Source organism: Pantoea sp. X-Soil-TKNS-1207, from assembly GCF_059730485.1.
Genome location: NZ_AP035958.1, coordinates 2491864 through 2514889 on the forward strand (window position 1 = coordinate 2491864; position 23026 = coordinate 2514889).

The window sequence follows — 23026 nt, forward strand, 5'->3', positions numbered from 1 at the left end:
TGACAGGGACACGATACTTAGTCAACGGAGTCCTTCATGTCCAGACGTCTCAGAAGAACCAAGATCGTTACAACCCTCGGCCCGGCAACCGATCGCGATAACAACCTCGAAAAAATCATTGCTGCGGGTGCGAACGTTGTACGACTCAACTTCTCCCATGGTACCCCGGAAGATCACCAGCTGCGCGCCAACAAAGTGCGTGAGATTGCGGCGAAACTTGGCCGCCACGTAGCAATCCTGGGTGATTTGCAGGGTCCAAAAATCCGTGTATCCACCTTTAAAGAAGGCAAGGTGTTCCTTAATGTGGGCGACCGCTTCCTGCTGGACGCCAGCCTGGGTAAAGGTGAAGGCGACAAAGAGAAAGTCGGTATCGACTATAAAGGTCTGCCTGCCGACGTGGTGCCGGGCGACATTCTGCTGCTGGACGACGGTCGTGTGCAGCTGAAAGTGCTGGAAGTTCAGGGTATGAAAGTGTTCACCGAAGTGACCGTCGGTGGCCCGCTCTCCAACAACAAAGGCATTAACAAACTGGGCGGCGGCCTGTCAGCCGAAGCGCTGACCGAGAAAGACAAAGCCGATATTCTTACCGCCGCGAAAATTGGCGTTGATTATCTGGCCGTCTCCTTCCCGCGCTGCGGCGAAGATATGAACTATGCCCGCCGTCTGGCGCGCGACGCGGGTTGTGATGCGCAGCTGGTGGCGAAAGTGGAACGTGCCGAAGCCGTCGCGACCCAGGAAGCCATGGATGACATCATCCTCGCCTCCGATGTGGTGATGGTGGCCCGTGGTGACCTCGGCGTGGAAATTGGCGACCCGGAACTGGTCGGCATTCAGAAAGCGTTGATCCGCCGTGCGCGCCAGCTGAACCGCACCATCATCACTGCTACGCAGATGATGGAATCGATGATCACCAACCCGATGCCGACCCGCGCCGAAGTAATGGACGTGGCGAACGCCGTGCTGGATGGTACCGACGCCGTGATGCTGTCGGCGGAAACCGCAGCGGGTCAGTACCCGGCGGAAACCGTGTCGGCGATGGCTAAAGTGTGTCTGGGCGCGGAAAAAATCCCCAGCGTCAACGTCTCTAAACACCGTCTTGACGTGCAGTTCGACAATATCGAAGAAGCGATTGCCATGTCTGCGATGTATGCCGCGAACCACCTGCAAGGTGTGACCGCCATCATCACCATGACTGAATCAGGCCGTACCGCGCTGATGACCTCACGTATCACCTCGGGCCTGCCGATCTTCGCAATGTCACGTCACGAACGTACGCTGAACCTGACCGCACTTTTCCGTGGTGTGACGCCGGTTTATTTCGACAGCAATAATGACGGTGTTGCCGCAGCGCACGATGCCATTAACCTGCTGCGTGACAAAGGTTTCCTCGTGTCCGGCGACCTGGTGATTGTCACCCAGGGCGACGTGATGGCGACCACCGGCACCACCAACACCAGCCGTGTACTGCGCGTAGACTAATTACGCCCACTGACAGCGGCTGTACCACATGGAAAAACGCGACTGCCTGGCAGTCGCGTTTTATTTTCTCTGACAAGGAGGCCAGATGGCCCGCTATCAACCCATAACCCAACTCACCGGGCGCGTGCTGCTGTTCCCACTGGCGCTGGTGCTGTTCGAATTTGCCACCTATATCGCGCACGACATGATCCAGCCGGGCATGTTGCTGGTGACTCAGGAATTCAGCGTCGGCCCGGAATGGGTCTCCACCTCGCTGACCGCGTACCTGATGGGCGGCGTGGTACTGCAATGGCTGCTCGGGCCGCTTTCCGATAAGTACGGACGTCGTCCGGTGCTGTTGTTTGGCATTCTGTTCTTCGCCGCCGCCTGCATCCTCACCACTTGGGTCAGCACTATTGAGCAGTTCGTCGCGCTGCGCTTTGTTCAGGGTATCAGCCTGTGCTTTATCGGTGCCGTCAGCTATGCCGCCGTGCAGGAAGCGTTTTCCGAAGCGCTGGCGGTACGCATGATGGCGTTAATGGCTAACGTCGCCTTGCTGGCGCCGCTGGCCGGCCCGTTAGCCGGTGCCGCATGGCTTACCGTTGGCGACTGGCGCAGCATGTTCTGGCTGTTCGCGTTCTGTAGCCTGGTAGCCTTTGCGCTGCTGTGGCGCATCATGCCGGAAACTGCCGGCGACCGTAGTCACTCCATTGCCCTGCCGAGCCTGGCACGGGCCTATGGTCGCCTGGCGCGCGATCGTCAGGTCATGTATGGCTCCTTCGCCATTGGCCTGGTGTTTATCCCGATTCTCACCTGGGTGGCCCTGTCGCCGGTGATCCTGATGCATGATGAAGGGCTGTCGCGGATGCACTATGCCCTGCTGCAACTGCCGGTGTTTCTGGCGATGATCGGCGGCAATCTGACCCTCGGCAAACTGGCCGGGCGGGTGCCGATTGAACAACCGGTGAAATTCGCCGCCTGGCCAATTTTGATTGGTCTGAGCATTGCGCTGCTGGCAAACCTGCTCAACAGCCACACCTATCTGCTGCTGACGGCGGGTTTGAGCCTGTATGCCTTTGGTGCCGGGATGGTGAATGCCGGTTTGTATCGTCTGACGCTCTACGCCAGCAATGAGGGCAAAGGCAGCATTGCGGCGATGCTGGGTATGATCAGCATCCTGACGTTAGCCATCGGCATTGAACTGGCGAAAAGTGGCTATTTCAGCGGTGGCACGCCGTGGTTCAGCGCTATCAACTTTACCAGCGGCGTACTGTGGTTTGGTCTGGTCACGTTGTTCCTGCGTGAGCGGAAACGTCGCAGCCATGTAGAAACGATGGGGTAAATTTCGGCGGGCACGGCATTGTCAGTGCTGGAAGGTTAGCTCAGCGTAGCTCTGCAAATAATCATGGCCTGCCGGTGTCTCACCCATTCTGCCAGGTGAGGCGCCGCCAGGCCGGTTTATTTACTTACGTGGATAGAGATCTTTGCGCACATAAGGCTCGATATCGCCCTCTTTACGCGTCTTCAGCAGCTTCAGAATCCAGGTATATTGTTCCGGATGCGGACGCACAAAGATTTCCACTTCTTCATTCATGCGACGCGCCAGGGTTTTATCATCCGCTTCCAGCAGATCATCCATCGGTGGTCTGACATACACTTCCAGACGATGGGTGGCGCTGTTATACACCGGGAACAGCGGCACGACGCGCGCGCGACACACCTTCATCAGACGGCCCACGGCGGGCAAGGTCGCTTTGTAAGTCGCAAAGAAATCAACGAATTCGCTGTGTTCCGCGCCGTGATCCTGGTCCGGCAGATAATAGCCCCAGTAGCCCTGGCGCACCGAGCTGATAAACGGTTTGATGCCGTCATTACGCGCATGCATCCGGCCACCAAAGCGGCGACGCACGGTATTCCACACGTAATCCATCAGCGGATCGCTCTGATTGTGGAACATCGCCGCCATCATCTGCCCTTCGGACGCCAGCAGCATCGCCGGGATATCCACGCCCCAGCCATGCGGCACGAGGAAAATGACGTTTTCTTTATTGGCCTGTAGCTGATCAATGATCTCGCGTCCGTACCAGTCAACACGCTGGCGCACATGCGCCGGGTCACGCATCCCCAGTTCAGCCATCATCACCATCGCCTGCGGCGCGGTGGCAAACATGCGATCGACAATCTCTGCGCGCTCAGCTTCGCTAAGCTCCGGCAGACAATAATACAGATTGATCAGTGCACGGCGACGTGCGCTTTTCGCCAGCTTGCCTGCCAGCTTACCCAATCCGCCCAGTAGCGGGTCGCGGACTTTTGCTGGCAACATAGCCATACCGGCCAGCGCACCAATCGCCAGCCAGTTGCCCCAGTATTTCGGCTTCAAAAAAGAACGTTGAAAAACGGGAATAAACTCAATGTTATTTTTCTTACGGGTTTCCATGCACTCGCCTCTGACAATGACCGGACAATAATAGTGACGATGACTAATTTTGCAATCTTCGTGCGCCAGATAGCAAAAAACCGACGAAGAATCCGTCGGTTTTTCAGGTCTGCCCGTGATAATCCGTTATTTAAGCGCCAGCTGTGGCAGGTTGGTTTTCACCTGCGCCAGGTAGGTGCTGCGATCTTTACCGGTCAGGCCTTCCATACGCGGCAGTTTCGCCGTCAGCGGATTAACCGCCTGATTGTTGATCCAGATTTCATAGTGCAGGTGCGGACCGGTGGAGCGTCCGGTATTGCCGGAGAGCGCAATGCGATCGCCACGCTTCACTTTCTGCCCCGGTTTTACCAGCACTTTGCTCAGGTGCATGTAGCGCGTCATATACTGGCGACCATGACGAATCGCCACGTAATTACCCGCTGCGCCGCCGTTCTTCGCCATTACCACTTCACCGTCGCCCACCGCTAACACCGGAGTACCAATCGGCAACGCAAAGTCGACACCACGGTGCGGCGCAATACGGCCGGTTACCGGGTTCAGACGACGCGGGTTGAAGTTGGACGAGACGCGATACTGTTTCACCGTCGGGAAACGCATAAAACCGCGCGCCAGGCCAGAACCGTTGCGATCGTAAAATTTGCCGTCATCGGCGCGGAACGCATAGTAATCTTTGCCGCCAGTACGTAAGCGCACGCCCACCAGCTGGCTTTGCGCGCTCTTGCCGTCGAGCATCTCGCGCGACATCAGCACGCTAAACTGATCGCCTGCACGCAGTTTGCGGAAATCCATCTGCCACTGCATCGCTTTGATTACGCTGCTGGTTTCTGCGCTGGTCAGTCCGGCATTCCGGGCGCTGGTGGCAAAACTGCCTTGCACTTCGCCTTTCAGCACGTTGTTCTGCCATTCCCCTTTTTGCAGCACCTGCTCCATCTTAAAGCTGCCATTTTCCTGGCGCTGATAGGTGCGGGTTTCGCGGCGGTTAATTTCCCAGGAGAAGGTTTGCAGCTGTCCGTCGGCATTCAGTGTCCAGTTTAGTTGCTGTCCAACCCCCAGGCCGCGCAGATCTTTATCGCTGCTGACCAGCGCGTTGATGTCACCGAGATCGATACCATATTGGTTGAGCGCGCTACTCAGGGTGTCGCCCGATGAAACGGTGTAATCGTGAACGTTCGGGTTATCCGGTACGTCTTTATCGATGTCGTCAGCGGGGATGTCTTCTTCCGGTTCCGGCGTCGATTGATCAATCGGCTCGCTGGCTTCCGGCAGCAGATGACGCAATTCGAACTTGTCCAATGTGATGTCTTTGACAATCGGCGTAGCATCATCGGTGGGATGATAAACGTAAGGCCGCCAGACAGCGACGGCCAACGTGACAACAGTTAATGACCCCAGCATAACGCGGTGGGGGCGCGGCAAATTATTAAATGCGAGGGCGACAGAGCGGGCTATCTGCTGCACTTTTACCTATTCCTCTATGCTCCATTCAGGCAGCTTGCATACTGGCTCGACAGCTGTGAGAGGAATTTCACGTAGCTGTCTTTGGTTAAGCTGATTCCCATGCCCAGTGGATCCAGCGTGCCTCTGCGCACATTGGTCCCCCTCGACACGGCATCGATGACTGCCGGCCTGAATTGTGGTTCAGCGAAAACGCATACGGCTTTCTGCTCAACCAACTGTGTTCGTATTTGATGTAAACGCTGTGCACCCGGTTGGATCTCAGGGTTGACGGTAAAATGTCCTAATGGTGACAAACCGTAATGTTTTTCAAAGTAGCTATAAGCATCGTGAAAAACGAAGTAACCCTTATTCCGCACCGGCGTAAGCTGCGCGCCAATGTGTTTGTCTGCATCCGCCAGTTCTGCCTCGAATTGCTGCAGGTTGGCATCCAGTTTGGCTTTGCTTTGCGGCATAAGTTCCAATAATTTTCCGTGGATTGCAACAGCAGATTGTCTTGCTATCTCTGGGGACATCCACAGATGCATATTAAACTGACCATGGTGATGGTGTTCATCAGATGCGTCTTGTTTACCAGAATTTTCTGAACCTGCCGCCGCAGCGTGACCCTGCTCATGATCATCGTCATCATCATCGCCGCTAATCAATAGCGGTTTGACGCCTGGCATCGCGGCAATTTCGAGATTTTTATTGGCCGGCAGTTCTGCCGCCGACTTCGTCAGGAAGGCTTCCATTTCCGGTCCAACCCAAACCACTAAGTCTGCGTTTTTAATACGTTTTACATCTGACGGACGTAGTGCATAATCATGCTCAGACGCGCCATCCGGCAGCAGCACTTCTACCGGCGTTACGCCATCAGCAATCGCAGCGGCGATAAATCCAAGCGGTTTAATTGAGGCTACCACTGCCGCTGATGCGGGCAGGGCGAAAGAAGCGGCGAGCGCTGCCGCAGGAAGAGTAAAAGCAAGGCGCTTTTTAATATGTAACATAATGCGTCATTCCATCGTGACCCGTTGATGGAATGTGATATTATAACATTCGAAATTCTGTGCAACCTGTAAATATCATGTCTTCACTTGTTACGCTCGAAAACATTTCTGTGAAATTCTCCCAGCGCCCGGTGCTGGCGGGCATCAGCCTGTCCCTCGAGCCGGGAAGAATTTTGACGCTGCTCGGCCCAAATGGCGCCGGGAAATCAACCCTTGTCCGCGTGGTGCTGGGGCTGTTAGCACCGGATGGCGGTGAGGTAAAGCGTGCGCCCGATTTGCGCATTGGCTATGTGCCGCAAAAACTGCATATCGACCCTACCCTGCCGATCACCGTTGAACGCTTTATGCGTTTATCGCGTGGCAGCACCAGGGATGCCATCCTGCCCGCACTGAAGCGTGTTCAGGCCGGTCATCTGCTTCATGCGCCGTTGCAGAAACTCTCCGGCGGCGAAACCCAGCGCGTACTGCTGGCCCGTGCGTTGCTCAGCAATCCGCAACTGCTGGTGCTGGATGAACCGACGCAGGGCGTGGACGTCAACGGACAGGTCGCCTTATACGACCTGATTGACCAGCTGCGCCGTGAGCTGAATTGTGGCGTGCTGATGGTTTCCCACGACCTGCATCTGGTGATGGCGAAAACCGATGAAGTACTATGCCTCAATCACCATATCTGCTGTTCCGGCACGCCGGAAGCGGTGTCGCAGCATCCGGAATTTATCGCCATGTTCGGTCCGCGCGGAGCGCAGCAGCTGGCGATCTATCGCCATCATCATAATCATCGTCACGATTTACAGGGACGCATTGTTCTGCGCAAAGGAAACGGCCCGTCATGATTGAATTGTTATTACCTGGCTGGCTTGGCGGTGTGCTTCTGACACTGGCGGCCGGTCCGCTTGGCGCGTTTGTCGTCTGGCGCCGCATGTCCTATTTTGGCGATACCCTCGCCCATGCCTCCCTGCTCGGCGTGGCTTTCGGTCTGCTGTTTAACGTCAATCCCTATTATGCGGTGATTGGGGTGACCGTCTGCCTGGCGCTGGGCCTGGTCTGGCTGGAACGCCGTCCTCACCTGGCGATTGATACCCTGCTCGGCATCATGGCACACAGCGCACTGTCGCTTGGTCTGGTGGTGGTCAGCCTGATGTCCGGCGTGCGTGTCGATTTGATGGCTTATCTGTTCGGCGATCTATTGGCGGTGACGCCACAGGATTTGTGGATGATGGGTGGCGGCGTAGCGATTGTGCTGGCGGTGATGGCGTGGCAGTGGCGTTCGCTGTTGTCGATGACCATCAGCCCGGAACTGGCACAGGTGGATGGGGTGAATATCCAGCGCACCCGCCTGATGCTGATGCTGGTGACGGCGCTGACCATTGGTGTGGCGATGAAGTTTGTCGGGGCGTTGATCATTACGTCACTGCTGATCATCCCGGCCGCCACCGCGCGTCGATTCTCGCGTTCGCCAGAGCAGATGGCTGGCTTCGCGGTGATTATCGGCATTCTGGCGGTGACCGGCGGCCTGAGCTTATCAGCGCTTTACGACACGCCCGCCGGTCCTTCCGTGGTGTTGTGTGCTGCCGTGCTGTTTATTATCAGCATGACAAAGAAACCGGCGGCCTGACGCCGGTTTACTCTTCGCGCGTAATGCCGAAGTGACGATACGCATGTTGCGTTGCCATACGGCCACGAGGCGTGCGTTGAATAAAGCCCTGCTGAATCAGGTAGGGTTCAATCACATCTTCGATAGTTTCGCGTTCTTCACCGATAGCAGCCGCAAGGTTATCCAGCCCGACCGGGCCGCCCATAAACTTATCGATAATCGCCAGCAGCAGCTTGCGGTCCATATAATCAAAGCCCTGGCTATCGACATTCAGCATATCCAGCGCGCTGGCCGAAACCTCGCCGCTCATGTCGCCATTAGCCCGGACTTCAGCGAAGTCGCGTACGCGGCGCAGCAGACGGTTGGCAATACGCGGCGTGCCACGCGCACGACGGGCGATTTCCAGTGCACCCTCCTCGCTCAGCGCCAGACCTAAACAGGCGGCGCTGCGACCCACGATATGTTGCAGATCGGCCACGTTATAGAACTCAAGACGCTGGACGATGCCGAAACGGTCGCGCAGTGGCGAGGTCAGCGAACCGGCACGGGTGGTGGCGCCAATCAGGGTAAACGGCGGCAGATCGAGTTTGATTGAACGCGCGGCCGGACCTTCACCGATCATGATATCCAGCTGATAATCTTCCATCGCCGGATAGAGCACCTCTTCCACCACCGGTGACAGGCGATGGATCTCATCGATAAACAGCACGTCATGCGGCTCAAGGTTGGTCAGCATCGCCGCCAGATCGCCGGCTTTCTCCAGCACCGGGCCGGATGTGGTACGCAGATTGACGCCCATTTCATTGGCGACAATATTCGCCAGCGTGGTTTTGCCGAGTCCGGGCGGACCAAAAATCAACAGATGGTCGAGCGCATCACCGCGCAGCTGCGCCGCCTTGATGAAGATTTCCATCTGCTCACGCACCTGCGGCTGGCCGACATATTCCGCCAGCAGCTTAGGACGAATGGCGCGGTCGAGGCTCTCTTCTTCGTTAACAACGCTGGCGGAGACCAGACGATCGGCTTCAATCATGCATTACCTCAAATGGCTGCGCGCAGGGCTTCGCGAATTAGCGTTTCGCAATCCGCATCAGGTCGGCCAACTTTGCTGATCATGCGGCTGGCTTCCTGCGGTTTATACCCCAGCGCTACCAGGGCCGCAACCGCTTCTGCTTCCGCGTCGTTGCTCTCGGAGGCGGCAGACGGCGTGGTGAGGGTAAAGGCCGAATCGCCACCGAACAGGTCGCCATGCATCCCTTTAAAGCGGTCCTTCATCTCTACCACCAGACGTTCGGCGGTTTTCTTACCTACGCCCGGCAGTTTCACCAGCACGCCGATCTCTTCTTTTTCCACCGCGGTGACAAACTGCTGCGCCGACATACCGGAAAGGATCGCCAGCGCCAGCTTCGGTCCGACGCCGTTGACTTTAATCAGCTCACGGAACAGCGCACGTTCCTGCTTGCTGTTAAAACCAAACAGCAGCTGCGCATCTTCACGCACCACAAACTGAGTGAAGATAATCGCTTCCTGGTTCAGCTCAGGCAGCTCATAAAAGCAGGTCATTGGCATATGCACTTCATAACCGACGCCGTGCGCCTCAATTAACACCAGCGGCGGCTGTTTTTCCAGAATGTTGCCTCGTAAACGACCAATCACCTGAGCGCTTCCTTAATTTGTGAGTTAGCCCGTTTATATACCATAAAAAAGGCTGGATGAATATCCAGCCTGTGGGCGTCGTGCTATTTCCGCTAACCCGATCGTAACCTGCCGCGCGTCAGCACCAGTTTGCTATCACTCATACGCGCCGCATTCTGGCTGACGTGGCAATGGGTGATGGCGATGGCCAGCGCATCGGCGGCATCCGCCTGCGGATTGGCAGGCAGCTTCAGCAGGGTACGCACCATATGCTGCACCTGACTTTTCTCGGCGCTGCCGATACCCGTAACCGTCTGCTTTACCTGACGCGCCGCATATTCAAACACCGGCAGGTCAAGATTCACCGCCGCGACAATGGCCGCGCCGCGCGCCTGGCCCAGCTTCAGCGCTGAGTCGGCGTTTTTTGCCATAAACACCTGTTCGATGGCAAAAAAATCGGGGGAGAACTGGGTGATGATTTCGGTCACACCGGCATAGATCAGCTTGAGGCGGGATGGCAGATCGGTAACGTTGGTACGGATACAGCCGCTGCCCAGATAGCTGAGCTGGCGGCCGGTCTGGCGGATAACCCCGTAGCCGGTGACGCGCGAGCCGGGGTCGATCCCGAGAATTATCGCCATTGCGCGCCTCCGGCGGGTGGCCGTAGTGAAAACGCCATTACAGCGTTTCCGCCACCTCATCAGAAATTTCACCGTTATGGTAAACTTCCTGCACGTCGTCACAATCTTCCAGCATATCAATCAGACGCAGCAGTTTTGGTGCGGTTTCCGCATCCAGTTCCGCTTTGGTGGATGGGATCATGGTGACTTCAGCGCTGTCGGCTTTCAGGCCAGCCGCTTCCAGCGCATCACGCACCGCGCCCAACTCTTCCCACGCGGTGAACACGTCAATCGCCCCGTCATCGTAGCTCACGACATCTTCAGCACCGGCTTCCAGCGCAGCTTCCATCAGGCTGTCTTCATCCTGACCGGGTGCATAGGAGATCACGCCTTTTTTGCTGAACAGATACGCCACTGAGCCATCTGTGCCGAGGTTGCCACCGGTTTTGGTGAAGGCATGACGCACTTCGCCGACGGTACGGTTGCGGTTGTCACTCAGGCACTCAATCATCACCGCAGAGCCGCCCGGACCGTAACCTTCATAAATGATGGTTTCCATGTTGGAATCATCTTCACCGCCCACGCCGCGTGCAATGGCGCGGTTCATGGTGTCGCGGGTCATGTTGTTGGACAGGGCTTTGTCCATTGCCGCGCGCAGACGCGGGTTAGAACCGGCATCACCACCACCGAGTTTCGCGGCAGTCACCAGCTCGCGAATGATTTTGGTGAAGATCTTTCCGCGCTTAGCATCCTGCGCAGCTTTTCTGTGTTTGGTGTTCGCCCATTTACTATGTCCTGCCATATATCTTCTCTCTTGTATATTGCACGGGCTGTCTCACTTGCGATCTCGCTGCGCCGCTGACGCCCGACTGTTCAAGTCCGCAATGCAGTTCTGTGGTTCCGCATTGAATCAATAAAAATCTTAGCGAATCTGCCGCCAAAAAAACGCGCGGCGAACAGACATTCAAATAAATTCTTCTATTGCCTGGCGGTTACTCCAGGACTTGGTCAGGGCTGCGGCATCGGCGGGAGCCAGCCAGCGGGCGGCAAGATGCTCGCTGAGCACCGGGTCGCGTTCGTCGGGCAGCGCCAGCCGGAACCAGTGTTCGCGGTTGTGCGTAGTGCCCGGCGCGTAGCGATGGCGATAGTGTGGGAAGATCTCGAAGTCGATCTGTTTGTGGCAATCTTCCAGCAGGAGCTGTTCGGTAACGACATCAATCGCCAGTTCTTCCTGCACTTCGCGCTGTGCCGCCTGAAGCGGGGTCTCCCCCGCTTCGAGGCTGCCGGTGACCGATTGCCAGAAGCTCTCGTCATCACGGCGTTGCAGCATCAGCACCCGTCCGGTGTCCTGAGCAAAAATCACCACCAGAACCGAAACCGGATGCTTATAGCCCATTATTTATTCTCGAGCTTGTCTTTCTTCGGCGCCAGCTGAATGCCGAGGTCGGCCAGCGCTGCCGGGTTGGCTTCGCTTGGCGCTTCGGTCATCAGACAGGCTGCCGCCGTGGTTTTCGGGAAGGCAATCACGTCACGGATGTTGTCGGTACCGGTCAGCAGCATGGTGACGCGATCCAGACCAAATGCCAGGCCCGCGTGCGGCGGCGTACCGTATTTCAGCGCATCCAGCAGGAAGCCGAATTTCTCGCGCTGCTCCTCTTCGGTGATACCGAGGATGCTGAACACCACCTGCTGCATTTTGCCGCTGTGGATACGCACCGAACCGCCACCCACTTCGTAACCGTTGATCACCATATCGTAAGCATTGGCTACCGCCTGCTCCGGGTTCTCCGCCAGCTGCTCAGCGCTCATCTCTTTCGGTGAGGTGAACGGATGGTGCATCGCTGCCAGGCCGCCTTCGTCATCCGCTTCGAACATCGGGAAGTCGATAACCCACAGCGGCGCCCAGGTTTTGTCGTTGGTGATTTGCAGGTCACGGCCCACTTTCAGACGCAGTGCACCCAGCGCATCGGCCACCACTTTGGCGCGATCGGCACCAAAGAAGATCACGTCGCCATCCTGTGCGCCGGTACGTGCGAGAATTTCCGCCACGATAGCGGCATCCAGGAACTTAGCCACCGGGCTTTGCACGCCTTCAAAGCCTTTCGCCAGCTCGTTGACTTTCATCCACGCCAGACCTTTGGCGCCGTAGATTTCCACGAACTTGCCGTATTCATCAATCTGCTTACGGCTCAGGCTGGCACCGCCCGGCACGCGCAGCGCGGCAACGCGGCCTTTGGCATCGTTCGCCGGGCCAGAGAAGACCTGGAATTCGACGTTTTTCAGCAGGTCAGCAACGTCCACCAGCTCCATCGGGTTACGCAGGTCCGGTTTGTCCGAACCGTAACGGCGCATCGCTTCCGCGAAGGTCATCTGCGGGAAGTCACCGAGATCCACGCCTTTCACATCAAGCCACAGTTCACGGATCAGACGCTCCATCACTTCACGCACCTGTTCGGCGCTCATAAAGGAGGTTTCCACGTCGATCTGGGTGAATTCCGGCTGGCGGTCGGCACGCAGGTCTTCGTCGCGGAAGCACTTCACGATTTGATAGTAGCGGTCAAAACCCGACATCATCAGCAGCTGTTTGAACAGCTGTGGCGACTGCGGCAGCGCATAGAATTTGCCTTTATGCACGCGGCTCGGCACCAGATAGTCACGTGCGCCTTCCGGCGTGGCTTTGGTCAGCATCGGGGTTTCGATATCGAGGAAACCTTCGTTGTCCATAAAACGACGTACGAAGCTGGTGATTTTCGCACGGGTTTTCAGACGCTGTGCCATCTCCGGGCGACGCAGGTCGAGGTAACGGTATTTCAGACGTGCTTCTTCGCTGTTGATCTGGTTGGAATCCAGCGGCAGCGGCTCAGCACGGTTAATGATGTTCAGGTCGTGGGCGAAGATTTCAATCTCGCCAGTCGCCATGTCGCTGTTTTTATTCTTCTCATCACGCGCACGCACAGTACCGGTGATCTGGATACAGAATTCGTTACGCAGCTCAGATGCCAGCTGGAAAGCCTCCTGACGATCGGGATCGAAGAACACCTGAACGATACCTTCACGGTCGCGCATATCGATAAAAATCAGGCTACCCAGATCGCGACGGCGGTTTACCCACCCGCAAAGAGTGACTTGCTGACCCACATGAGACAGATTGAGCTGTCCGCAATATTCTGTACGCATAACGTATCCTTTTAACTTCGCCGCTGCTGCCAGACAGCATCAGGCCGCGTAACCTTCTGAGATGCTGCCGCAAAAAAGGCGGCCATTATAATGGAAAAAGCCTGCCAGGATAAGTAGAGCCGCGCCAAAGCGGACAAAACATCCACTTTTGTTACGCCCGGTTTTCCTGCCTTGCCTGAAACAGGTTAACCTACGCCTTATTTTCCCGCCTGCAATTGTCCTGGAGTCGGTTTTTGACACTACGTATCGGTTTACCGCAGTGGCAGCATACGCACTGGAAACAATTTGGCCTGGAAACGCTGGCCGATTACGCGCAGCTGTTTGACTGCGTCGAAGGCAACACCACCTTATACGCGCTGCCGAAGCCCGAAGTGGTGCTGCGCTGGCGCGATATGACCCACGATGATTTCCGCTTCTGCTTTAAATTTCCGGCCACCATCAGTCACCAGGCGGCGTTGCGTAACTGCGACGAATTGCTGAACGACTTTTTCCGCCTGCTGGAACCCTTAGCTCAGCGCATCGGCCAATACTGGCTTCAGCTGCCCGCCGCCTTTTCACCGGCGCAGCTCAATGACTTGTGGCAGTTTCTCGATAGCCTGCCGCGTCGCTTCAGTTACGGTGTGGAGGTGCGTCATGCCGCGTTTTTTGCCAAAGGCGAGGCGGAGCGCGCACTCAATCGTGGTCTGCAACAGCGCGGCGTGAACCGGGTGATTCTCGATAGCCGCCCGGTGCACGCCTCCCGGTCGCAAACCGCCGCCGCCATTGATGCGCGCAGCAAGAAGCCACGCGTGCCGCCCCATGCGGTGCGGACCGGCAGCCAGCCGATGGTGCGTTTTATCGGCAGCGACAGCGTCGATGAAACCCTGCCGCTGTTCCAGCCGTGGCAGGCGAAGTTGCCCGAATGGCTGGCGGAGAGCGATCCGCTGCTGTTTATCCATACGCCGGATATGGGCGAGGTATTTCCGCTGATCCAGGCACTGTGGCCGCAGCTGCAACAGCTGGAGAGTCGCCTGCCCGCCCTGCCTGCCTGGCCTCAGCAATCCAGCCTGTTCTGACGCCGGCAGGCTACACTCATGGGAAACGGGTGCAGCCTGCGGCAGTTTCTGCCAGAATAGCGCCCTTTCCGTTTTCTCTCCGGATATTTCATTATGTCTGACCGCGATACGCTATTTTCCGCGCCCATCGATAAACTGGGCGACTGGACCTTTGACGAGCGCGTGGCTGAAGTCTTTCCCGATATGATTCAGCGCTCGGTGCCCGGTTATTCCAACATCATTTCGATGATTGGGATGCTGGCAGAACGCTTTGTGCAGCCCAACAGCCAGGTTTATGATCTTGGCTGCTCGCTCGGTGCCGCGACCCTGTCGGTGCGCCGCAATATCCATGTGTCTGGCTGCCAGATCATTTCTGTCGATAATTCCCCGGCGATGGTTGAACGCTGCCGCCGCCATATCGATGCCTTCCGTGCCGATACCCCGGTGCAGGTAATAGAAGCGGATATCCGCGATATCCACATCGAAAACGCTTCGCTGGTGGTGCTCAACTTTACGTTGCAGTTCCTGGAGCCGGATGCGCGCGTCGTGCTGCTGCAAAAGATTGCGCAGGGTCTGAACCCCGGTGGCGCGCTGGTGTTGTCCGAGAAGTTCAGCTTTGAGGATGCCGAGGTTGGCGAGCTGCTGTTTAACATGCATCACGACTTCAAACGCGCCAATGGCTACAGCGAACTGGAGATCAGCCAGAAACGCAGCATGTTGGAAAACGTTATGTTGACCGACAGCGTGGAAGTCCACAAAGCCCGCCTCAGGCAGGCGGGTTTTGCCCATGCCGAGCTGTGGTTCCAGTGCTTCAACTTTGGATCGCTGGTGGCGCTGAAATGATTGATTTTGGCAGGTTCTATCAGCAAATCGCCACTGGCCCGCTCGCCAGCTGGCTGGAAGTGTTACCCGCGCAGGTTGCGGCCTGGCAGCGGGAAAATCTGCACGGCCATTTTCGCAACTGGGAAAAGTCGATCGAGCATCTGCCCGCCCTGCAACCGCAGAAACTCGATTTGCTGCACAGCGTCAGCGCGCAGCAGGATGACTTAACCGATCGCCAGCGCGCCGGAATTGAGAAGCTGCTGCGTAATTTAATGCCGTGGCGCAAAGGACCTTATTCGCTCTACGGCACCGAGATCGATACCGAATGGCGTTCCGACTGGAAGTGGCAGCGCGTGTTGCCGCATATCTCGTCGCTGGCCGGACGGACGGTGCTGGATGTGGGCTGCGGCAGCGGTTATCACATGTGGCGCATGATCGGCGCCGGGGCGCATCTGGTGGTGGGTATCGATCCGATGCAGCTGTTCCTGTGTCAGTTCGAAGCGGTGCGTAAATTGCTGGGCGATGACCGCCGCGCGCATCTGCTGCCGCTCGGCATTGAGCAGCTGCCTGCGTTGCAGGCGTTTGATACCGTGTTTTCCATGGGCGTGTTATATCACCGCCGTTCGCCGCTGGATCATCTGTTGCAGTTGAAAAATCAGCTGGTCAGCGAAGGCGAGCTGGTGCTGGAAACGCTGGTGATCGAAGGTGATGAAAACGCGGTGCTGGTGCCGGGCGAACGCTACGCGCAGATGCGTAACGTCTACTTTATTCCGTCTGCCGCCGCGCTGAAAAGCTGGCTGGAGAAGTGTGGCTTTGTCGATGTCCGCATCGTCGATTACGCCATCACCTCGGTGGAAGAACAACGTCGTACCGACTGGATGACCAGCGAATCGCTGGCCGAGTTCCTCGATCCCAGCGACAGCAGCAAAACGGTTGAAGGTTATCCGGCCCCGCTGCGTGCGGTGCTGGTGGCACGCAAGCCGTAACTCTTAACGCCGCGACAGCGCCAGCTTCGCGGCGAAACCGATAAACACGCAACCCGTCAGACGATCCATCATTTTAATCACCCCTGGGCGACGCAGATGCTGCGCAAAATAATGACTGCCGCCAATTAACACCGCATTCCAGACTAAGCCAATCAGCATGTGGGTCAGCGCCATCAGCGTACACCACAGCGGCACCGAGGCGCCGGCCGGAATAAACTGCGGCAGGAAGGTGACGTAAAACACCCCGACCTTCGGATTCAGCATGTTGCCCAGCAACCCGCGCACGAAACAGGCGGAAAAGCGTTGTTCCTTCGTGGTAGTGAGTTGCCCTTCCAGCGCCTGAGTACGCGGATTCAGCAGCAGTTTCACGCCCAACCACAGCAAATAGGCCGCACCCACCCATTTCAGCAGGTTGTAAGCCATTTCCGAGGCCAGCAGCAGTGCGCCCAGCCCCAGTCCGACCATCACCCCCCATACCAGACAACCGAGCGTCACGCCAAGCGCCGTGGCCGAGGCGCGCTGCCAGCCCTGCGCCGCAGCGGTACGCAGCACCAGCGCGGTATCAAAACCAGGGGTTAAGGTAAGAAGGGTGATAGCAAACAGAAATGAAATCAGTAAGGTCATGGCGTGTTCCCTGAGAGTGCCTCATTCGCTGAGCGTTACATTGGCGTCTGGACGGTAGCAGCTCAATATAAGTTTGTGGCATTAATTTTTCAAATTGCTGTACTGATCAAATTTTAACCACCTATTTGTGTCAGAATGTTTCATGATTTCTAACCACAAGGAGTTATGGATATGAGTAGGTTCATTTTTTCTTCACCACGGAAATATGTACAGGGCGCGGGGATGCTGGATGAGCTAGGGGCACATCTCGCGGAGCTGGGAGATCAGGCGTTTCTGGTTGCCGATGATGTTGTCTGGCAACTGATTGGCAATCGGACTCAACTGGCATTAAACGCCGACTGCATTGAATTTAGACGCCAGAAGTTTAATGGCGAAGCCTCTGTTAATGAAATCGACCGACTGACACAGCTGGCTAAATCATTCGGCAGCAATGTCATTGTCGGCTTCGGCGGCGGTAAAACCCTGGATACGGTAAAAGCGGTGGCGGATGAGTTAAAACTCCCGGTTGTCACCGTCCCGACCATCGCTTCTACCGATGCGCCATGCAGCGCGTTATCGGTCATCTACACTGACCACGGCGTGTTTGAAAGCTATCGTTTCTACAGTAAAAACCCGGACCTGGTGCTGGTGGATACCGCTATCTGCGCCAGTGCACCCGCTCGTCTGTTCGCTTCCGGCATTGCTGATGGCCTTGCCACCTGGCTGGAAGCGCAGGCGGTGTTACGTTCCCATGCCAAATCGATGCTGCATGGCGATCCCACCATCGCCGGGACGGCTATTGCGCGCGCCTGTGAAGAGACACTGCTGACCTGGGGTTTTAGCGCCTACACCGCGGTAAGCGAAAAACGTGTCACCCCGGCGGTGGAAGCGGTGGTGGAGGCCAACACCCTGCTGTCCGGGCTGGGCTTTGAGAATGCCGGGCTGGCGGGAGCGCACGCCATTCACAACGGCTTTACGGCTATTGATGGCGATATCCACCATCTGACTCACGGTGAGAAAGTGGCGTACGGCACTCTGACGCAGATGGTGCTGGAGCAGCGCCCGGATGAAGAGATCGCCCGCTACATCCGTTTCTATCGTTCCATTAATATGCCGACCACGCTGAAGGAGCTGCATCTGGAGAAGGAAAGCTGGGACAATCTGGTGCGGATCGGTGCGCTGGCTAACAGCGAAGGCGATACGCTGAAGAACCTGAATCCGAATCTGTCGCCGGAAGATATCGCCAACGCCATTCTGGCGGTGGATGCGTTTAGCAAAACCGTAAATTAATATCAACCTACCCTGGCGGCGCAATAAAACGCGCCGCTATATTTTGCAGCGTTATTGTTCTGCCGTCGGCTTATCCCAGTACTGATATTTGTACGCGGAACTAAGATGGCGTTCGATGGTGCCTTTCTCAAACACCTCGGTTTCATGCAGATAACTCAGCGTGCAATTACCGACATCATCCCACAGCTGACATTCATCCACCGAACGGATAGTACTGACCGGCGTGCTTGCCGTGCCATTGAGGCGTAGCTCGCGCCACTGGTTATCGTAGGTGTAGGTATCTTTGCTGCGTGCGCTGGTGGCGCTGGTGACCAGCCCCTGCGGATTCCAGTGATAGTCGCTCACCCCGTTGGTCATCGCATCGCTGCCGCGCGCGACGCTTTTTTCCAGCCGTAAGTGTTTGTCGTAGCGGTAGGTGGTATCGGTAAAACCACTTTTGCCCATGCTGGTGAATTTATCGGAGGAGCTGATGATGTTGCCGCGCTCTCCCATTTGCCAGTTGATGGTGCCCTGTCGATTATCCACCACCACTTCTTTGCCTTCTTTCAACACTTTGACCAGATAAGCGTACTCGGCCACCCAGCCGCCCTGCACGCGCGCAATATGCTGCTCCATGCTCAGCACCACATTGCTTTCGCTTTTATCGTAGGTAATGTCTGCAATCATCAAATCGCCACAGGGATCAAACTGTCCCAGCACCCGTTTTTGCGAATCGACATCTTTGCCAAATTCACCGGCAATCACCTGCCGTACCGCCCCTTTCGCATTGCCTCCCAGCATAATCCAGTTGTTGCTATTGGTGATATTTTTGCTCAGCGGCGGGCAGCGGGTCGTGACGGCCAGCGCAGCGCCACTGAGGGGTAAAAGCAGCAGTAAAACGGCACAAGGGATGGATTTCATGATGGTTATCCGTGAATAGCCTTAACTTCAATGTAAGCATCTTTTTCCCTGATGCGCTATGGATGGGTGATCGACAGACAAAAGAATTTCAGCAAAAAAGGCGCACTGAGGATGGATGTCGTTCGCCTACGAACCTGAACGCCGCAATGCTGTAAATCTCGCCAGGCTCACAATCAACGAAACGGTCGCTAAGTATATTCAGGGGGCCATTGATGACGAAATTCACCAGTAAGGAAACTAACGATGCCAGCAGAACCTATCAAATTTAGCAACGCTATGGTTGTCAAAGTGCTGAACGGCGAAAAGTCGCAGACGCGGAGGAAGGTAAAGGGAGAGTTATTCAATCATCAGCGCCTGGAAGATCATCTAAATTCAGCCCGCAATCAACGGCTATTGCCAGGCTCAAACGCCATCCCCATCGACAATCTATTGAAACTCAACCGGTTTGGTCAGCCCGGCGATCGCCTGTGGGTGAGCGAGTGGATATACGTCGTTGAACATCGAACTGACGGTACCGCCATCGTGCATTATGAGGCTGACAATACCGAGAGTTGTGTGGTAACCCCTGCCGACCGGATCCCCCTTGAACCCTATGAATGCCACCAGCAAGCCTCCCGCATCCTGCTAAAGATTAACGATGTTCGCCTGGAGCCATTGCAGGCAATCAGTGAAGAAGATGCGAAAGCAGAAGGTGTGGTACCAACAGGCGGTAGAACCCATATCGCGGCTTTTAAGGATGCGTGGATATCTCTTTATTCAGAGGAGGACTGGGCGTCCAATCCGTGGGTGTGGGTCATTGATTTCGAGCAGGTAAAATCTAAATGATGTACGACCTGGACAGAGCCGGGATGCGTTATTAACGTAGCCCGATGAATAAAAAGAACCCCAGCAAGAAAGACTGGGGTTTGGTACTTGCAAACATCACGTCATGCTATCGGCGTGCTGCGCGGCAAAATTGGCGTGATTTCAGGCTACCCGGACGGTGCTTATCTGCAACATGCTTTTCATGGCTTCGACAACATCACCATCAACGCAGTAGCGACTGAATTCATCGGTTTCCGCTTCGGAACACATCGAAACCCCGGCTTTGCGGTAGCGCATGGGGGAAGCGACTAAGCGGCTGGCCGAGCTGTGAACCTCCTGGAGGCCACCATCCAGGAACTTCTGCAGGTTGCTCAGACGCACCCCTGCTCCGGCCATAATGATTGGACCGGTGCTTTGTGCATTTAGTTCCCGCAATAATGGAATTCCGGTTTCGGCGCTCTGCTGCTGGCCCGAGGTAAGAATGCGCGCAATGCCGAGGTCACTCAGCACATCAAGCGCGCGCTTGGGGCTGTGACACAAATCAAAGGCGCGATGGAACGTCACCGCCATGCCATCGCACAACGCCATAATCTGACGCATACGGACAGTATCCACATGCGCGTCTTCATCCAGCATACCGATCACCAGTCCGGGGAAACCCAGCTCGCGCATTAACGCCACATCCGATTTCATCACCTCGAACTCATGCGCGGTGTAACAAAAATCGCCGCCGCGCGGCCGGACAATGGGATGCACCGGTATGGTGATGTCACGTCGTGCTGCTTCCAGCACTCCCGCTGATGGCGTTAATCCGCCTTCACGTGGTGCGCTACACAGCTCCACACGATCGGCACCGGACAGCTGCGCAGTCATTGCACAGTCGATGCCGTAGCAGCATATTTCCAGTTTCGTCATACTTTTCTCCTTTCACATGACTTCTGGCTCGGGAAGATTGCTTAAGTTAGTCTGCTCATTGGAGACAGTTTACGTGGAAAACTTACTATGGCATTCAATTTTGACCAATGGATAGACCGGCGTCACAGCGATAGTTTGAAATGGCACAAATATGGTGATCAGGATGTACTGCCGTTGTGGGTTGCTGATACCGATTTTCGCTCGCCAGAATGCATAATCGAAGCGATAAAAAACCGCGTCGATCACGGTGTTTTTGGTTATGGCGACACACCCACTGGCTTGATTGATATTACGATTTCCCGCCTGGCGCAGCGCTACGGTTGGCAGATTCAACCGGAGTGGATTGTACTATTACCTGGCGTGGTGTGTGGCCTGAATCTTTCGGTCCGCGCATTTACGGACTCCACGCAAGGCACCATCGCTCCAGGACCGATTTATCCGCCGTTTCGCGCTGCCGCCAGACTGGCAAATCGCAGCCAAATCAACCTGCCGCTGCGTTTACAGCAGCAGCGCTGGCTTATGGATTTAGAGGCTGCCAGCGAACTGTTGCAGGGTAATGAACGTTTGCTGATGCTCTGCAACCCGCAAAATCCTGGCGGCACCGTATATCGCCGTGAAGAACTGCTGGCGCAGCTGGCTTTTGCGCAGCAGCATGACCTGATCGTCTGCTCCGACGAAATTCATTGTGATCTGATCCTCAGCCCCGGTGTGCAGCACCTGCCTTTTGCTGCGTTAAGTGAAGATGCCGCGCAACGCAGCATCACGCTGATCTCACCGTCGAAAACGTTCAACATCGCCGGACTCGGTGCATCGATGGCCATCATTCCCAACCCCGAGCTGCGTAAACGTTTTATAAAGACGCGCCAGGGAATTGTGCCCGGTGTGGACATTCTGGCACTGGTGGCCGCCGAAGCGGCCTGGCGTGAGGGGGATGCGTGGCTGGCGGCGCAGAACGACTATCTGCGCGCCAACCGTGACTGGCTGGTTGAGCAGGTCAACGCGCTGCCGTCGCTGAATATGGTTGCGCCTGAAGCCACCTACCTCGGCTGGATCGATGCCAGCAGTCTGGGGGTTGCCAGCCCGGCGCGCTATTTTGAAAAGCATGGGCTGGGCTTCTCACCCGGCGGTGATTTTGGTGATGACAACTTTGTCCGCTTCAACTTCGGCTGTACGCGCGCCACGCTGGAACAGGCGGTGGCGCGTCTGCAACAGGCCGTCGCCGCGCCGCGTTAATCCTGTTCGCTGGCGACGATCTCTTCCAGTCGCCACGGATGAAATTTGATGGTGGTTTGCCCATCCGTTACCGCCAGGGTCGGATTGGGCAGGCGCTCGTTCTCACCTTTTGGCGCGCTGGTCTTAAACGAAATACCCGGCTGCGTCAGGGCTTCATCGGCCAGCAACGCCATCGCGCGCATCCCCAGGCTTTCCGGCTCTCCGCGCAACACAATTTCCACATGCTCCCAGCCTTCGTGGCGATACAGTTTTTCACCCGGCCACGGCAGTTCAATCACGTCAACCTGCCAGCCTGCCAGTTGTATCGGCTGATGCAATTTGAACAGGCAGATCGGGCGCCCGTTGATCATTGCTTCAGAAAACTGGCTGCCAATTTGCAATAATCCCTGCTTCCAGCGCTCCGCCGTGGCGTATTGATGGCACCGCACCGCCAGGTGATCGGCCTCATGCTCGCTGAGTTGCAACCCTAAACGTTCAGCAAATTGCTGTAACGCCGCGTCGAATCGCAGTAAATCCTGTTCCAAATCCTTCAGTTCTGAAGGAAAAATCATCGTCATGCGTTAATTTCCTCGCTATTAGTTTAGATATTCTAATTAATGCAACATTCGGAAGACGTTAAATTTCTCTTGACAAAATAGTCGGAATCATCTGATTTAGTCGCAAAATAGCCGTAAAACCGTCCAAAACAGGCTTTTAATTCGGATTTATCGCCTTAGCAGGTCCAATGGTTACTTTATGAAAGTGGCTTAAACGCATGTTTAATATCACAATAATTAATACAATGAGATAACTCTTATTTCAGTTGCAAACAATTGCAGCCTGAAAGCCTTTCTTATAAATTTGTGGCTACACAAATAAAAGGAATGGCCCTATGTCTATGCTCATCGTTGTCGCGGTCCTGATTGCATTGATGGGATTTGCTATTTCCCGCCACTGGAAGGTACGTGAAGATAAAAGCGTTAAAAATCCTCGTCGCTTCACACGGCGCCGTTAATCGGCGCTGGACTTCCCGCTGCTTCTCAGTCCTATCCGATTGCTGACGCCCCCTAACATTTCACGTATACTTCCCCTCTT

General features: G+C 56.0%; 24 protein-coding genes. 11 read left to right on the forward strand and 13 right to left on the reverse strand.

Translation table 11 applies throughout. The features are described from left to right. The first annotated feature begins 36 nt into the window (after positions 1 to 36). Positions 37 to 1479, forward strand: a complete 1443-nt coding sequence (pyk, locus tag AC6I8V_RS11735; protein WP_497842433.1) for a pyruvate kinase — start codon at positions 37 to 39, stop codon at positions 1477 to 1479. An 85-nt stretch (positions 1480 to 1564) separates the two neighbouring features. Then, on the forward strand, positions 1565 to 2800 hold the full coding sequence (locus AC6I8V_RS11740; protein ID WP_497842434.1) for an MFS transporter: 1236 nt from the start codon (positions 1565 to 1567) through the stop codon (positions 2798 to 2800). 120 nt (positions 2801 to 2920) lie between these two features. Here AC6I8V_RS11740 and lpxM read toward each other — a convergent pair whose 3' ends face one another. The 3 genes from lpxM to znuA form a co-directional block, all read right to left on the reverse strand. Further along, positions 2921 to 3895 carry a lauroyl-Kdo(2)-lipid IV(A) myristoyltransferase gene (lpxM, locus tag AC6I8V_RS11745; protein WP_497842435.1) on the reverse strand — a complete coding sequence of 325 codons (975 nt, stop codon included), beginning with the start codon at positions 3893 to 3895 and terminating at the stop codon, positions 2921 to 2923. Positions 3896 to 4021: 126 nt separating this feature from the next. Beyond that, positions 4022 to 5353, reverse strand: a complete 1332-nt coding sequence (mepM, locus tag AC6I8V_RS11750; protein WP_497842436.1) for a murein DD-endopeptidase MepM — start codon at positions 5351 to 5353, stop codon at positions 4022 to 4024. A 14-nt stretch (positions 5354 to 5367) separates the two neighbouring features. Beyond that, complete coding sequence (gene znuA, locus AC6I8V_RS11755; RefSeq protein WP_497842437.1) at positions 5368 to 6339, reverse strand: zinc ABC transporter substrate-binding protein ZnuA; 972 nt, start codon at positions 6337 to 6339, stop codon at positions 5368 to 5370. A 77-nt stretch (positions 6340 to 6416) separates the two neighbouring features. On the opposite strand from znuA, the gene znuC reads away from it, so the two are divergent. Both znuC and znuB read left to right on the forward strand, forming a co-directional pair. Continuing rightward, on the forward strand, positions 6417 to 7172 hold the full coding sequence (gene znuC / locus AC6I8V_RS11760) for a zinc ABC transporter ATP-binding protein ZnuC (RefSeq protein WP_497842438.1): 756 nt from the start codon (positions 6417 to 6419) through the stop codon (positions 7170 to 7172). Next, the gene (znuB, locus tag AC6I8V_RS11765; protein WP_497842439.1) at positions 7169 to 7954 is read left to right on the forward strand and encodes a zinc ABC transporter permease subunit ZnuB; all 786 of its coding nucleotides are present in this window, start codon (positions 7169 to 7171) and stop codon (positions 7952 to 7954) included. The genes znuC and znuB overlap by 4 nt, the downstream gene beginning before the upstream one ends. Positions 7955 to 7961: 7 nt before the next feature. Here znuB and ruvB read toward each other — a convergent pair whose 3' ends face one another. The 6 genes from ruvB to aspS all read right to left on the reverse strand — a co-directional run bounded on the left by ruvB (position 7962) and on the right by aspS (position 13365). After that, the gene (gene ruvB, locus AC6I8V_RS11770; protein ID WP_497842440.1) at positions 7962 to 8966 is read right to left on the reverse strand and encodes a Holliday junction branch migration DNA helicase RuvB; all 1005 of its coding nucleotides are present in this window, start codon (positions 8964 to 8966) and stop codon (positions 7962 to 7964) included. 8 nt (positions 8967 to 8974) lie between these two features. After that, entirely contained in the window at positions 8975 to 9589 is a 615-nt protein-coding gene (ruvA, locus tag AC6I8V_RS11775; RefSeq protein WP_497842441.1) for a Holliday junction branch migration protein RuvA, read from the reverse strand. A gap of 92 nt (positions 9590 to 9681) precedes the next feature. Then, positions 9682 to 10209, reverse strand: coding sequence for a crossover junction endodeoxyribonuclease RuvC (gene ruvC / locus AC6I8V_RS11780; RefSeq protein WP_497842442.1), 528 nt, complete (start codon positions 10207 to 10209; stop codon positions 9682 to 9684). Between the two features lie 37 nt (positions 10210 to 10246). After that, complete coding sequence (locus AC6I8V_RS11785) at positions 10247 to 10990, reverse strand: YebC/PmpR family DNA-binding transcriptional regulator (RefSeq protein ID WP_497842443.1); 744 nt, start codon at positions 10988 to 10990, stop codon at positions 10247 to 10249. A 162-nt stretch (positions 10991 to 11152) separates the two neighbouring features. Continuing rightward, positions 11153 to 11584, reverse strand: coding sequence for a dihydroneopterin triphosphate diphosphatase (nudB, locus tag AC6I8V_RS11790; RefSeq protein ID WP_497842444.1), 432 nt, complete (start codon positions 11582 to 11584; stop codon positions 11153 to 11155). Further along, entirely contained in the window at positions 11584 to 13365 is a 1782-nt protein-coding gene (gene aspS / locus AC6I8V_RS11795; protein ID WP_497842445.1) for an aspartate--tRNA ligase, read from the reverse strand. Before aspS ends, nudB begins: the two co-directional genes overlap by 1 nt. A gap of 233 nt (positions 13366 to 13598) precedes the next feature. On the opposite strand from aspS, the gene AC6I8V_RS11800 reads away from it, so the two are divergent. From AC6I8V_RS11800 to cmoB, 3 genes are all read left to right on the forward strand, one after another. Continuing rightward, a complete protein-coding gene (locus tag AC6I8V_RS11800; RefSeq protein ID WP_497842446.1) occupies positions 13599 to 14420 on the forward strand; it encodes a DUF72 domain-containing protein in 822 nt (273 codons plus the stop codon). A gap of 93 nt (positions 14421 to 14513) precedes the next feature. Then, positions 14514 to 15242: a carboxy-S-adenosyl-L-methionine synthase CmoA gene (cmoA, locus tag AC6I8V_RS11805; RefSeq protein ID WP_497842447.1), complete on the forward strand. Its 729-nt coding sequence runs from the start codon at positions 14514 to 14516 to the stop codon at positions 15240 to 15242. Beyond that, a complete protein-coding gene (gene cmoB / locus AC6I8V_RS11810; protein WP_497842448.1) occupies positions 15239 to 16207 on the forward strand; it encodes a tRNA 5-methoxyuridine(34)/uridine 5-oxyacetic acid(34) synthase CmoB in 969 nt (322 codons plus the stop codon). Before cmoA ends, cmoB begins: the two co-directional genes overlap by 4 nt. Positions 16208 to 16210: 3 nt before the next feature. Here cmoB and AC6I8V_RS11815 read toward each other — a convergent pair whose 3' ends face one another. Next, positions 16211 to 16831, reverse strand: coding sequence for a LysE family translocator (locus AC6I8V_RS11815; protein WP_497842449.1), 621 nt, complete (start codon positions 16829 to 16831; stop codon positions 16211 to 16213). Positions 16832 to 17002: 171 nt separating this feature from the next. On the opposite strand from AC6I8V_RS11815, the gene AC6I8V_RS11820 reads away from it, so the two are divergent. After that, on the forward strand, positions 17003 to 18100 hold the full coding sequence (locus AC6I8V_RS11820) for a glycerol dehydrogenase (protein WP_497842450.1): 1098 nt from the start codon (positions 17003 to 17005) through the stop codon (positions 18098 to 18100). A 51-nt stretch (positions 18101 to 18151) separates the two neighbouring features. Here the strand turns inward: AC6I8V_RS11820 and AC6I8V_RS11825 are convergent, their stop codons facing one another. After that, positions 18152 to 19000: a hypothetical protein gene (locus AC6I8V_RS11825; RefSeq protein ID WP_497842451.1), complete on the reverse strand. Its 849-nt coding sequence runs from the start codon at positions 18998 to 19000 to the stop codon at positions 18152 to 18154. A 243-nt stretch (positions 19001 to 19243) separates the two neighbouring features. Here AC6I8V_RS11825 and AC6I8V_RS11830 point away from each other — a divergent pair, with 243 nt between their 5' ends. Next, positions 19244 to 19825 (forward strand): ASCH domain-containing protein, encoded by a 582-nt coding sequence (locus AC6I8V_RS11830; protein WP_497842452.1) that lies wholly within the window; start codon positions 19244 to 19246, stop codon positions 19823 to 19825. A 141-nt stretch (positions 19826 to 19966) separates the two neighbouring features. On the opposite strand, the gene cutC is transcribed toward AC6I8V_RS11830, so the two are convergent. Beyond that, entirely contained in the window at positions 19967 to 20719 is a 753-nt protein-coding gene (gene cutC, locus AC6I8V_RS11835) for a copper homeostasis protein CutC (protein WP_497842453.1), read from the reverse strand. A gap of 87 nt (positions 20720 to 20806) precedes the next feature. Between cutC and AC6I8V_RS11840 the strand changes: the two genes are divergently transcribed. Continuing rightward, a complete protein-coding gene (locus tag AC6I8V_RS11840) occupies positions 20807 to 21952 on the forward strand; it encodes a MalY/PatB family protein (protein WP_497842454.1) in 1146 nt (381 codons plus the stop codon). Here AC6I8V_RS11840 and AC6I8V_RS11845 read toward each other — a convergent pair. Beyond that, the gene (locus tag AC6I8V_RS11845; protein ID WP_497842455.1) at positions 21949 to 22509 is read right to left on the reverse strand and encodes a VOC family protein; all 561 of its coding nucleotides are present in this window, start codon (positions 22507 to 22509) and stop codon (positions 21949 to 21951) included. The genes AC6I8V_RS11840 and AC6I8V_RS11845 overlap by 4 nt on opposite strands. Before the next feature lie 314 nt (positions 22510 to 22823). Here AC6I8V_RS11845 and AC6I8V_RS11850 point away from each other — a divergent pair, with 314 nt between their 5' ends. Then, on the forward strand, positions 22824 to 22946 hold the full coding sequence (locus AC6I8V_RS11850; protein WP_299451610.1) for a hypothetical protein: 123 nt from the start codon (positions 22824 to 22826) through the stop codon (positions 22944 to 22946). The last annotated feature ends 80 nt before the right edge of the window (positions 22947 to 23026 follow it).

What these genes read in the sequence shown, in the direction of transcription:
- znuA (WP_497842437.1), bottom strand. Translation starts at nt 6,339, where the DNA reads ATGTTACATATTAAAAAGCGCCTTGCTTTTACTCTTCCTGCGGCAGCG.
- AC6I8V_RS11740 (WP_497842434.1), top strand. Translation starts at nt 1,565, where the DNA reads ATGGCCCGCTATCAACCCATAACCCAACTCACCGGGCGCGTGCTGCTG.
- AC6I8V_RS11815 (WP_497842449.1), bottom strand. Translation starts at nt 16,831, where the DNA reads ATGACCTTACTGATTTCATTTCTGTTTGCTATCACCCTTCTTACCTTA.
- nudB (WP_497842444.1), bottom strand. Translation starts at nt 11,584, where the DNA reads ATGGGCTATAAGCATCCGGTTTCGGTTCTGGTGGTGATTTTTGCTCAG.
- AC6I8V_RS11845 (WP_497842455.1), bottom strand. Translation starts at nt 22,509, where the DNA reads ATGACGATGATTTTTCCTTCAGAACTGAAGGATTTGGAACAGGATTTA.
- cmoA (WP_497842447.1), top strand. Translation starts at nt 14,514, where the DNA reads ATGTCTGACCGCGATACGCTATTTTCCGCGCCCATCGATAAACTGGGC.
- AC6I8V_RS11840 (WP_497842454.1), top strand. Translation starts at nt 20,807, where the DNA reads ATGGCATTCAATTTTGACCAATGGATAGACCGGCGTCACAGCGATAGT.
- AC6I8V_RS11830 (WP_497842452.1), top strand. Translation starts at nt 19,244, where the DNA reads ATGCCAGCAGAACCTATCAAATTTAGCAACGCTATGGTTGTCAAAGTG.
- aspS (WP_497842445.1), bottom strand. Translation starts at nt 13,365, where the DNA reads ATGCGTACAGAATATTGCGGACAGCTCAATCTGTCTCATGTGGGTCAG.
- ruvC (WP_497842442.1), bottom strand. Translation starts at nt 10,209, where the DNA reads ATGGCGATAATTCTCGGGATCGACCCCGGCTCGCGCGTCACCGGCTAC.
- cmoB (WP_497842448.1), top strand. Translation starts at nt 15,239, where the DNA reads ATGATTGATTTTGGCAGGTTCTATCAGCAAATCGCCACTGGCCCGCTC.
- znuC (WP_497842438.1), top strand. Translation starts at nt 6,417, where the DNA reads ATGTCTTCACTTGTTACGCTCGAAAACATTTCTGTGAAATTCTCCCAG.
- cutC (WP_497842453.1), bottom strand. Translation starts at nt 20,719, where the DNA reads ATGACGAAACTGGAAATATGCTGCTACGGCATCGACTGTGCAATGACT.
- AC6I8V_RS11785 (WP_497842443.1), bottom strand. Translation starts at nt 10,990, where the DNA reads ATGGCAGGACATAGTAAATGGGCGAACACCAAACACAGAAAAGCTGCG.
- znuB (WP_497842439.1), top strand. Translation starts at nt 7,169, where the DNA reads ATGATTGAATTGTTATTACCTGGCTGGCTTGGCGGTGTGCTTCTGACA.
- AC6I8V_RS11820 (WP_497842450.1), top strand. Translation starts at nt 17,003, where the DNA reads ATGAGTAGGTTCATTTTTTCTTCACCACGGAAATATGTACAGGGCGCG.
- pyk (WP_497842433.1), top strand. Translation starts at nt 37, where the DNA reads ATGTCCAGACGTCTCAGAAGAACCAAGATCGTTACAACCCTCGGCCCG.
- ruvB (WP_497842440.1), bottom strand. Translation starts at nt 8,966, where the DNA reads ATGATTGAAGCCGATCGTCTGGTCTCCGCCAGCGTTGTTAACGAAGAA.
- AC6I8V_RS11825 (WP_497842451.1), bottom strand. Translation starts at nt 19,000, where the DNA reads ATGAAATCCATCCCTTGTGCCGTTTTACTGCTGCTTTTACCCCTCAGT.
- AC6I8V_RS11850 (WP_299451610.1), top strand. Translation starts at nt 22,824, where the DNA reads ATGTCTATGCTCATCGTTGTCGCGGTCCTGATTGCATTGATGGGATTT.
- lpxM (WP_497842435.1), bottom strand. Translation starts at nt 3,895, where the DNA reads ATGGAAACCCGTAAGAAAAATAACATTGAGTTTATTCCCGTTTTTCAA.